This is a genomic window from Streptomyces sp. NPDC101225 (genome assembly GCF_044767585.1).
Lineage (GTDB): Bacteria > Actinomycetota > Actinomycetes > Streptomycetales > Streptomycetaceae > Streptomyces.
In genome coordinates, this window is record NZ_JBIWOE010000044.1 from 55,160 (window position 1) to 65,890 (window position 10,731).

Consider the following 10,731-nt stretch of genomic DNA (forward strand, 5'->3'; position numbering starts at 1 on the left):
GAATGATCACGCAGACGTTATCGAAGAGAGACACATCAGTGCAGCTCAGGGGGTGGGTTCACGCTCAGCTCACACCGTCGTGGGCAATGCTTTCGCGCCATCTTCGGTGACCCTCGTGGCGCCGAAGTACTCACCGGTGTCGATGGGGTCGAACCGGATCACGGCACCGGTCCGCGGCGCGTCGATCATGTAGCCGCCGCCGACGTAGATCCCCACGTGGTGGATGGCCCGGGAGTCGGCCGGGTCGGTGGAGAAGAACACCAGATCGCCGGGGAGCAGCTCGTCGCGCCCGGGGTGCGGTCCCGCGTTGTACTGGTCGTTGGCGACCCTGGGCAGCGTGACCCCGACACTCTCGTACGCGGCCTTGGTCAGCCCCGAGCAGTCGAAACGCCCGCTGTCGGCGGCCGTTCCGTTGCCTCCCCACAGATAGGGCGTGCCGAGCTTCTTCTGCGCGTAGTAGATGGCGCCCGCGGCCTGCTTGGACGGGTCGACCCGGGTGACGGGAGCGGCGAAGCTCTCCTCCAGCGTCGTGATCGTCTTGACGTAGTTGCGCGTCTCCTTGTACGGCGGCACGCCCCCGTACTTGATCACCGCATAGGACCCGGCGTTGTACGAGGCCAGCATGTTTTCGGTCAGGTTCCCGGGGACGTCCTTCACGTACGAGGCGAGCTGGCAGTCGTACGACGCGGCGGACGGGATCGCGTCCCGGGGGTCCCAGACGTCGCGGACGCCGTCGCCGTTGCCGTCGATGCCGTGCGTGGCCCAGGTGCCCGGGATGAACTGCGCTATCCCCTCGGCGGCCGCCGCGCTCCGGGCCTTCGGGTTGAACCCGCTCTCCTGGTAGAGCTGGGCGGCGAGCAGCGCGGGGTTGAGGGCGGGGCAGAGGTTGCCCCACTTCTGCACGATGGGCGAGTACGCGGCGGGCACCGCCCCCTTGGCCAGCTCCTTCGTCCCCCCGCCCACACCGTTGATCAGGTTTCCGGCGACGATGTACACCCCGACGACGAGCAGCATCACGAAGGCCATGGCCGAACCGACGGCAACCGTCGCTGCGATCCATGCCTTACGCACCGTCAACCGCCCCTCACCGCCCAGGAGTCCGTTCGCCCACGTCAGTGTAGGGGCGCGTGCCGCGATACGGGGTGACCGGCCGAAGGGGGAAACGGCACGTGGCGAGGCCGCACCCGCCGCGCAACCCGCCGCCGGGGAACCCGTGCGCCCCACAAGGGGGTTACGCGCCAAACGGGAACCACTATGCGCCGTACGCCGCCCGGAACGGGGCGCACGCCCAGCCCGCGCTCGGACAGCGGGCGCCCGGACGGCCGATGGCGCGCTACGGCGCACCCCGGCCGCACGTCACCGCGCCCCGGTGCTCCGCACCGCCCCCGGCACCGGCGGGACCCGTCAGGGATCGGCGGCGGCGTCCCGGTACAGTTCCGCCGCCTCCGTGCCCAGCACGACGCTGTAGGAGACGTCGTCCGTCAGGCCGCCCTTCTCGTGCCCGCCCAGGACGCCGACGACCTCCCGGTCCCCGTTGACCCAGGGACTGCCGCTGGTCCCGCCCGACAGACCGGGACACTCGATCCGCTGCTGGGTGGGGCTGTGCGCGGTCGGCTTGTTGGTGCAGCTGACCGGGGCCTCGCCGGAGTTCGGATAGCCGGTGACGGTGACGGCGGTGGCCCCGGTCCGCGTGCCGGTCACGAACCGGTTCCCGCCGACGGCGTCCTCGACGCCCTTGCCGTCCCGGTCCTCGACGACGGCGAAGGCGACGTCGCTGTCCTCGTCCTGCCCCTTGGCCCACCCGTCGGGCAGGAACGACCGGCGGACGCTCCACACTCCGTACGGCGCCCGCCCGTCCCTGTACCCCGGCACGAACACGAGGTCCCCGCCCCCGTCCAGGCAGTGGGCGGCGGTGACGACGAGGTCGCGGTTCGGGCTGTGCACCACCGAGGCGGTGCAGAAGTGCCCGCCGGCCGACGGGGATCCGCGGCCGGCGCCGAACAGCGCCCCCACCCGCGCGCTCTGGCCCCCCGCCGCCGCGGTCACGGTCACCCCGAAGGGCCCGGGGCCGTCGTCGGCCTTCGCCAGCGAGGACGAGGTGAAGGCCGAGACGAGGATCAGGACCATGGCGTACACGGGGCCGCTGATTCGGCTGTCGATACGTGAGGTGCGCTTCATCGGCACCCACTGTGGCCGACGAAGGTGAGAAAGAGGTCTGCCGTTCACCGGGATCTCACCGTGAACGGCGTCCGCGGCACCCGGGGAGCGCGGCCTGTCGGACCAACCGGCGTCACACTCATGCCTGACTGCCCTCCGTCCCACACTCCCCCCGGGAACCACTCCCACCGTACTGGCGGACCGCCCAGGACGCCTCCCGACGTCGTCGACCTGTGTGTTTCCTGTGCGCGGGACCGATGCCGGCCATGCCCGCCCCCGCACCCCGCCGTCGCACCCCGCCCTCGCGGCCGGCCGCCCGCGGCCCGTCGCCACGTCGCCCGCCGCTGACTCTCCGTCACCGGGCGGGCCGCCGGGACGAGTCGCGGCCCGCCCGCCGCACCGGGATACTCTTCCTCCGTCACCCCGAGCACAGGGGCCCGACCCCTCACTCTGCCCGACCGTCAGGAACGAATCGGGCCGTAACGGCGGTTAACGACGGAACCACACCCGAGGTTCCGCCCAGGCCTCATTGCCCGGCGTGACCTGCCGTGATACACAGAGTGACCTAAGTGCTATTCGTACGAAACCCACCAGGCAATGACGCCAAGTCGACATACGGCGGCGGCATTGTCGGCGAGAATGAGCCTGACCTCTGCGCCCCCGCAGAGGACTGCGGAACTACCCACCAGGGGCGGTGACTTACATGCTCTTTGCGGCCGACAAGGGAGACATCAACACCATCATCGGCGGGATCGCTCCTGACTGGGGCCCCTTCGGCAGCCTGGGCAACGAGGCCAAGGTGATGATCGAGGTGGTGATGGCGGTCGCCATCCTCCTCTGCCTCGGCATCGCCATCTGGGGCGCCGCGAAGCAGCGCATCGGCGCGACGGCGCTGCGCGACACCTTCAGCGCGGAACAGGGCAAGGGCCTCATCATCGCCGGCCTCACGGGCGTCTTCATCATCGGCTCCCTGGGCACGCTCTTCACCATCGTGTACGGCATGGCCGTCTAGCGTCCGCCGACGGCAGGCGCCCTGCACCTCCTCTCCGGGCCCGCCCGGTCCCCCTCAACCCCACCCGCCCGTCGTGCCCACCGGCAGAGGTTGCGTTTCCCTGATGTCGAGTCACCACACCGCGCCCACGCGGGAACCAGCCCGGCTACCGTCGTATGTCCACGAGGTGGAGAGGGCGTACGCGGTATGAGTCCCGGAGACGAGGGGCAGACCCGGACGAGGCTGCCCGAGGGCGGCGGTGACGTGTACGGAGGCGCACGGCGCGGCGGCCGTTCGTCCTCCCGGAGCCTGGTCACGGTGGTCGGCGTGGTCGTCCTGCTGATCGCCGCGATCGCCTTCGCGAACCGTGGAGGAGACGATTCCTCATCCTCCTCCGGCTCGGCCGGCAAACCGAAGACATCACCCACGTCCGCAAGCGGAACGAAGCCGGTGCGGTCGGGATACGCACACGACCAGCAGGGCGCCCAGAGCGCGGCGGCGAACTACGCCGTGGCCCTGAGCTCGGCCGACATGTTCAGCAAGGTCAGGCGGGACGCCATCCTGCAGGACATCATCACCCCGTCCCGGGTGACGGACTTCGAGTCGACGCTGGACAAGGCCTACACACCGGCGTTCAACAAGGCCGTCGGCCTGAACGAGGACGGCTCCACGCCTTCGGGCTACACCTTCGTGTCACGGACGAGCCCGATCGGGACCAAGGTCACGGCTGCGTCCGACAACGACGCGACCGTGGAGGTCTGGTGCAGCGGCCTGCTCGGTCTCGCGGGAGAGAAATCCACGAACCCGGTCACCAACAGCTGGTTCACCGACACCCTCCAGCTCCGGTGGTCCGGCGGGGACTGGAAGATCGTCACGCAGTCCCAGAAGGCAGGACCGGCACCAGTCCCAGGTGACGACAAGGCATCCAGCGCCGACGAGATGGCCAAGGCCGTCGAGGAGTACGGAGGCTTCACCTATGCCCGGTAAGCACCGTGTACTCAAGATCGCAGCCGTGGTCACGACCTTGCAGACGACGGCCGTGCTGCTGGCGACCCGAGCTTTCGCGGCACCGTCGTCCACACCGTCACCGACCACCAGTGAGGACCCCTGCCGCCTCATCCAGGGAGCCGCCCGGTCCCTCTGCGAGAGCGACCACAACAGCAAGTCGAACGGCGGGTCGATCAACGACGACCCCACATCGACCCTCGACCCCCTCTCCTCCCTCGCCAAGGGCTGTGCCGACGCCGCCTCCTGGACCATCGACAAGCTCAGCGACGCGGTGAAGGAGACGGCGAACGTCGACTTCACGAACACCAAGTTCCTTCAGCAGTACGCCGTCGTCTTCGCCGCCTCCACCATCCTCACCCTCCTGCTGTGGCTCCTCGCCGTGGCCAAGCGGGCCGTCAGAGGCGTCCCCCTCACGACGGCCATCTCCGAGGCGATCGGCTTCCTCTGGCTGACGGTCCTGGCCTCGGCCTTCACCCCCCTGATCCTCTACACCGTCGTATCGGCCACCGACGGCGTCACGGACGTCCTCGCCAAGACCACCGGCGACCAGACCGACACCTTCTTCGGCACCTTCTCCGGCGCCCTCGACAAGGGCAACGACATCGGCGGCGGCCCCATCATGCTGATCGTCGTCTCCCTGGTCAGCATCCTCGCCGCCGGCGTCCTGTGGCTGGAGCTGGTCATCCGCGCCGCGCTCCTGTACGTCGGCGCCCTCCTCGGCACCGTCGTCTACGCCGGCCTGGTCGACAAGAACCTGTGGGGCCACGTCCGCCGCTGGGCGGGCATCATGATCGCGGTGATCCTGGTGAAGCCGGTCATCGTGATCGTGCTCGGCCTCGCGGGAGCGCTGTCCACCGACGGCGGCCCCGACTCCTTCTCGGCGGTCGTCTCCGGCCTCGCCATCATCCTGCTCGCCATCTTCGCCAGCGCGATGATCTACCGCTTCGTGCCCGGCTTCGGCGACGAGATCGCGAACGGCCGCAACAACCGCATCATGCAGGGCGCCGAGGGCAAGGCCGCCGCGGTCATCAGCTCCCCCGCCACCATGGTCGCCCAGGGCATCAAGACCCACAGCGCCCGCGCCAACGACAACGGAGGCGGCGGCCAGTCGTCCTCCGGCGGCGCCCGCCCGGCCAACCCGGCCACCGGCGGAGTCGCCGCGCACAGCACCCGGACGCCGAACGGCGGTGGCGGCGGTTCCGTCCCCTCCGCCGCACCCGCACCCCGTTCGTCGAGCCCGGTGAACACCCCACACGCCAGCAGCACCCGCAACAGCAGTACCAACCGCACTGGAGGTGAAGGGCGTTGACGACCGAGTCCCACCTGTCCCATCCGGTCACGCCCCGCCGTACCTATCTCATCGGCCGCGCCCGGCCGAACGCGGTCGTCGGCCGCAACCGCGAGTCCGGCGAGATCGTGCTGATCATCGCGGGCGCCTTCCTCGGCATGATGTGCGGGCTCGTCGTCCCCGTCCTCTCGCTGCGCATCGTGCTGCTGATGGGCTTTCCGCTGATCGCGCTGGCCGCGGTGTACGTGCCGTACCGGCACCGCACGTTCTACAAGTGGTTCGAGATCAACCGCAGTTACAAGCGCACCCTGAAGCGGGGCACGCTGTACCGCTCGGGGGTCGTCGAGGCCGGCACCCGGCTCGACGGGCGCGAGGTCGAGATCGGGCCTCCGCCCGGCATCGGCCGCATCACCTGGCTCGCGGCCCCCTTCGGACCGGACGAGATCGCCGTACTGCTGCACGCGGACCGCAGAACGGTCACCGCGGCCATCGAGATCGAGGGACCCGGGGTCGGCCTGCGCGACTCCGAGGACCAGGAAGCCCTCGTCGACCGCTTCGGCACCCTGCTCAAGCACGTCGCCAACGGCGACGGCTTCGTCACCCGCCTCCAGATGCTCGCCCGCACCCTGCCCGCCGACCCGGACGCCCACGCCAAGGACGTCGCCGTACGGGGCGACGAGAAGGCCCTGGGCTGGCTGCAGGAGTCCTACGACCAGCTCCAGTCGATGGTGTCGACGAGCAGCGAGCAGCACCGCGCCTACCTCGTCGCCTGCATGCACTTCACCCGCGAACTCGCGGCCGAGGCGCACGCGATGGCGCGGGCGGCCCGCCCGCAGAGCGGCCGCAGGACGGACCGGGACGCGGGTCTCGCCGTCGTCATGGCCCGCGAGCTCACCGACATCTGCTCGCGCCTCCAGGAGGCCGACATCCGGGTGCGCCAGCCCCTGGGCCAGGGACGCCTCGCCTCCCTGATCCACTCCATGTACGACCCGGACCACCCGATCGACCACATCCAGGCGATGACCAAGCGCAACGCCTGGCCGGCCGAGCTGGACGCCATGGAGCCGACGTTCCTCCAGGCCAAGACCCGGGAGTCGGCCACACGCGCCCCCTGGTGCCACGCCACCGCCTGGGTGAAGGAGTGGCCGATGACCCCGGTGGGCGTGAACTTCCTGGCCCCGCTGCTGGTCCACACCCCGGACGTCATCCGAACGGTCGCCGTGACGATGGATCTCGAGCCCACCGAGGTAGCCATCGAACGCATGCTGACCGAGAAGACCAACGACGTGGCGGAGGCCTCCCGCGCCGCCAAGATGAACCGCACCGTGGACCCCCGTGACATCGCCGCCCACAACCGCCTGGACCAGCGCGGCGAGGACCTCGCCAGTGGCGCGGCCGGCGTCAACCTCGTCGGCTACATCACCGTCTCCTCCCGCTCCCCCGAGGCCCTGGCCCGCGACAAGCGGACCATCCGGGCGTCGGCCGGAAAGTCGTACCTGAAGCTGGAGTGGTGCGACCGCGAACACCATCGCGCGTTCGTGAACACACTTCCGTTCGCCACCGGCATCCGAAGGTAGGGACCACACGCATGCGGGATCCGCTGTCCGTCCTCACCGACGCCTTCACGGCCTTCCTGTTCGGGAAGGTCGAGACGACCCGCCTGCCGGTGCGCACCTCCACGGGCCAGGCCCAGGCGGTCTACCTGCCCACGGCCGCACCCGGCCTCGGCGACTCCGGCGTCATCATCGGCCGCGAGGTGTACTCCGGCAAGGGGTACATCTACGACCCCTTCCAGCTCTACGGCCAGCAGCTCCCGGCCCCCCACTGGCTGGTCCTCGGGGAGTCCGGCAACGGCAAGTCGGCCCTGGAGAAGACCTACGTCCTACGGCAGCTGCGCTTCCGCGACCGCCAGGTCGTCGTCCTCGACGCCCAGGGCGAGGACGGCGTCGGCGAGTGGAACCTGATCGCGCAGGAGCTGGGGATAACTCCCATCCGCCTGGACCCGACGGCCGCCCTGGACCACGGCATCCGCCTCAACCCCCTCGACCCGGCGATCACCACCACCGGTCAGCTCGCCCTGCTGCGGACCATCATCGAGGTGGCGATGGGCCACGGCCTCGACGAGCGCTCCGGGTTCGCCCTCAAGGTCGCGCACGCCTACGTCAACGAGACGATCGTCGAGCGCCAGCCGGTCCTCACCGACATCGTCGAGCAGCTGCGCCACCCCGAACCGGAGTCCGCCGAGGCGATGAACGTCGCCACGGACGACGTACGGGCCTGGGGCCTGGACGTCGCGCTGGTGCTGGACCGTCTGGTCGACGGTGACCTCAGGGGCATGTTCGACGGCCCGACGACGGTCGGCATCGACCTCGACGCACCCCTCATCGTCTTCGACCTGTCGCACATCGACCGCAACTCCATCGCCATGCCGATCCTGATGGCGATCGTCGGTGTGTGGCTGGAGCACACCTGGATCCGCCCCGACCGGAAGAAGCGCATCTTCCTGGTCGAGGAGGCCTGGCACATCATCAACAGCCCCTTCGTGGCCCAGCTGTTCCAGCGGCTGCTCAAGTTCGGCCGGCGGCTGGGCCTGTCCTTCGTCGCGGTCGTCCACCATCTGTCCGACGTGGTGGACGGGGCCGCGGCCAAGGAGGCGGCCGCGATCCTGAAGATGGCGTCGACCCGGACGATCTACGCCCAGAAGGCCGACGAGGCACGGGCGACCGGACGGGTGCTGGGCCTGCCCCGATGGGCCGTGGAGATCATCCCCACGCTCACCCCGGGCATCGCGGTCTGGGACGTCAACGGCAATGTCCAGGTCGTCAAACACCTGATCACCGAGACGGAACGCCCGCTGGTCTTCACCGACCGCGCGATGACCGAGTCGTCCACCGACCTCACGGACGACGCCCTGCACGCCGCCGAACTGGAGGCGGAGGAGCGCGCGGCCGCCTTCGTGGAACAGCATCTGAGCGACTACGAGGGCCCGTCCGAGTCGACGGTGGCGTAGGGGAGGGCGGGACGTGGTGAGACCGGACGACCGCAGACGGGAAGGCCGGGAGAGCCAGGGCGGCATCCCGGACGGCCTCCTGATCGGCATACTCGCCTTCCTGCTCGGCATGACGCTGCTGGTGTGGTCGGCCACGGGCCTCGCCGGCTGGTTCGCCAGAGGCGGCTGGCCGCACGGCGTCACCTTCCTCCGCACCCCCCTCGCCATGCGCCACCTCATCGGCCGGCCGCACGACATGACCGGCGCCTGGCCCGACACCCCGCAGGACCAGCTCTCCGGTTACGGCCTCTTCTGGGGCCTGTTCATCGGGCAACTGATGGTGCTGGTCGTCCTGACGGTGTTCGTGATGGGGACCGTCGCACGCTGGCGTGCCGTCCGCCTGAAGCGGCGCATGGAACGGGCGGCCGGGCACCGCCCGGCGGCGGATCACACGGCGGTCGAGCAGCCCGCCCCGACCCCCGCCCCCGCCCCAGCGCCCGTGCCCACGCACCACGAGGTACCGACCCCCAGGACCGCACCACCCCAGCCGGAGACCACCGCCCTGCACGAGGAAGCCGCGCCCGCCACCCCCCTCCTCGGCGGGGAACCGGTGACGGCCGGCCAGGAACGCCTCGTCGTGGCCCCGAGGGAAAGCCGCCAGGTGACCGCGACCCAGGCCGTGCGCGACGCGGAGGGCGCGGCCGTCGTCATCACCTCGAACCCCGCGGTCTGGTCGGACACCAAGGACGCCCGGCAGAAACTGGGCCCCATCCTCCTCTACGACCCCGCCCACCTCTGTGACACTCCGGCGCGCCTGCACTGGTCCCCCACGGCCGGCTGCGAGGACCGGCAGACGGCGACGGCCAGGTCCGCCGCGCTGCTCGCGGCGATCCGCCCCACGGCCAAGCTCGACCAGGCCCTGGCGGCGACCGCCGAAACGCTCCTGCGTTGCTATCTGCACGCCGCGGCCGTCGACGGCCGCACCACCCGCCATGTCCACCGCTGGGCCCAGGGCTCCCAGGTCCAGGACGCGGTGCGCATCCTCCGTACGAACCCCAAGGCGGCTCCCGGCTGCGCCGGCGAACTCGAGGCCGCGCTCACCGCGCACCCCGAACGTCGCGACATGGCACAGGAGTTGACCAGCAGGGCACTGTCCTCCCTCTTCACGGTCAACATCCGCGAGGCCTGCACTCCAAACCGGGCGGATGCCCTCGCCTTGGATTCCTTCGTCCACGAAGGGGGCACGCTTTATGTGGTGGGGGAATCCATCGAGGACCCCAGGACCAACCCGGGCGCGATGCCCCTCCTGACGGCCCTCGTCTCAAACGTGGTCGAGCGCGGCCGGCACATGGCCGAACGGTCATCTTCCGGTCGCCTCGACCCACCACTCACGCTGGTGCTCGACGATGTGGCCGCCGTGGCTCCGCTTCCCCAGCTCCCGGAGCTGCTGGCCACGGGGGCGGAGCGAGGCCTGCCGACCCTGGCCCTGCTCCGCTCCCGGGAACAGGGCCGCTCCCGCTGGCCGCACGACGAACTCCCGGTCTAGCCGCTGCGGACCGGACCAGGTTCACCGGCTTCGGCCCGTCAGCCGGCATCCCGCTCGACGGCGAACTCCAGCTCGGACCCACCGGAAGCCGCCGCCAGCGGCACGGTCACACCGGTCGGCTCGAACCCGACCTTCCGATACAGCCGCTGGGCCCGTCCGTTGTCCTCGTGCACGATGAGCCGCACCCGCTCGGCACCGCGCGACCACGCCCACTCCAGCCCGGCGTCGAAGAGCACCTCGGTCAGCCCGATGCCACGGCACTCGGGCCTGACGAAGACGGCCACGACATGCCCTTGCCTGCGCTCCACCGGGAACCCGGCCCAGTCGGTCGTCCCCGCGTCCTCGATGAGCACGGTCAAGGTCCCGACCCACTCTCCGTCGGGTCCCTCGGCGATGATCTGCTGCGCCCCGGAGGCATCCTCGGCACCGCCGACGGCCCGCTCCTGCCAGAAGGAGTCCGGCCGCGCCAGAGCCTGGTCGTACGTCTCCAGAAAGGCCAGATGCGCTACGGGATCCTGCAGCGCGGCAAGCCGCAGAGCCTTCGCCTCGGGCCACTCGTCGGCGTGTATGGAACGGACCTTGTAGTTCATGCCCGCAACGGTAGCGGAACGCAGAAAACCCCCGTACCGATTATCGGTACGGGGGTTTTCTGAAGTTTTGTTCGGCGGCGTCCTACTCTCCCACAGGGTCCCCCCTGCAGTACCATCGGCGCTGTAAGGCTTAGCTTCCGGGTTCGAAATGTAACCGGGCGT

General features: G+C 70.2%; 9 protein-coding genes and 1 rRNA gene. 6 read left to right on the top strand and 4 right to left on the bottom strand.

Annotation, left to right across the window (positions count from 1 at the left end; all coding sequences use genetic code 11):
* Positions 1–69: 69 nt before the first annotated feature.
* Together ACIRPX_RS38520 and ACIRPX_RS38525 are read right to left on the bottom strand one after the other, a co-directional pair.
* Complete coding sequence (locus ACIRPX_RS38520; RefSeq protein WP_404204151.1) at positions 70–1,077, bottom strand: NlpC/P60 family protein; 1,008 nt, start codon at positions 1,075–1,077, stop codon at positions 70–72.
* 327 nt (positions 1,078–1,404) lie between these two features.
* Positions 1,405–2,178, bottom strand: coding sequence for a trypsin-like serine peptidase (locus ACIRPX_RS38525; protein ID WP_404204153.1), 774 nt, complete (start codon positions 2,176–2,178; stop codon positions 1,405–1,407).
* Positions 2,179–2,860: 682 nt separating this feature from the next.
* On the opposite strand from ACIRPX_RS38525, the gene ACIRPX_RS38530 reads away from it, so the two are divergent.
* From ACIRPX_RS38530 to ACIRPX_RS38555, 6 genes are all read left to right on the top strand, one after another.
* Positions 2,861–3,169, top strand: a complete 309-nt coding sequence (locus ACIRPX_RS38530; RefSeq protein ID WP_003991275.1) for a hypothetical protein — start codon at positions 2,861–2,863, stop codon at positions 3,167–3,169.
* 186 nt (positions 3,170–3,355) lie between these two features.
* The gene (locus tag ACIRPX_RS38535) at positions 3,356–4,135 is read left to right on the top strand and encodes a hypothetical protein (RefSeq protein ID WP_404204155.1); all 780 of its coding nucleotides are present in this window, start codon (positions 3,356–3,358) and stop codon (positions 4,133–4,135) included.
* On the top strand, positions 4,125–5,465 hold the full coding sequence (locus tag ACIRPX_RS38540) for a hypothetical protein (protein ID WP_404204157.1): 1,341 nt from the start codon (positions 4,125–4,127) through the stop codon (positions 5,463–5,465). Before ACIRPX_RS38535 ends, ACIRPX_RS38540 begins: the two co-directional genes overlap by 11 nt.
* The gene (locus ACIRPX_RS38545; protein ID WP_404204159.1) at positions 5,462–7,021 is read left to right on the top strand and encodes an SCO6880 family protein; all 1,560 of its coding nucleotides are present in this window, start codon (positions 5,462–5,464) and stop codon (positions 7,019–7,021) included. Before ACIRPX_RS38540 ends, ACIRPX_RS38545 begins: the two co-directional genes overlap by 4 nt.
* 11 nt (positions 7,022–7,032) lie before the next feature.
* Entirely contained in the window at positions 7,033–8,454 is a 1,422-nt protein-coding gene (locus ACIRPX_RS38550; protein WP_404204161.1) for an ATP-binding protein, read from the top strand.
* Positions 8,455–8,470: 16 nt separating this feature from the next.
* Positions 8,471–9,979 (top strand): TraM recognition domain-containing protein, encoded by a 1,509-nt coding sequence (locus tag ACIRPX_RS38555; RefSeq protein ID WP_404204170.1) that lies wholly within the window; start codon positions 8,471–8,473, stop codon positions 9,977–9,979.
* Between the two features lie 38 nt (positions 9,980–10,017).
* On the opposite strand, the gene ACIRPX_RS38560 is transcribed toward ACIRPX_RS38555, so the two are convergent.
* Positions 10,018–10,569 carry a GNAT family N-acetyltransferase gene (locus ACIRPX_RS38560; RefSeq protein WP_404204164.1) on the bottom strand — a complete coding sequence of 184 codons (552 nt, stop codon included), beginning with the start codon at positions 10,567–10,569 and terminating at the stop codon, positions 10,018–10,020.
* 69 nt (positions 10,570–10,638) lie between these two features.
* Positions 10,639–10,731 (bottom strand): 5S ribosomal RNA (gene rrf, locus ACIRPX_RS38565); the annotation flags it as partial.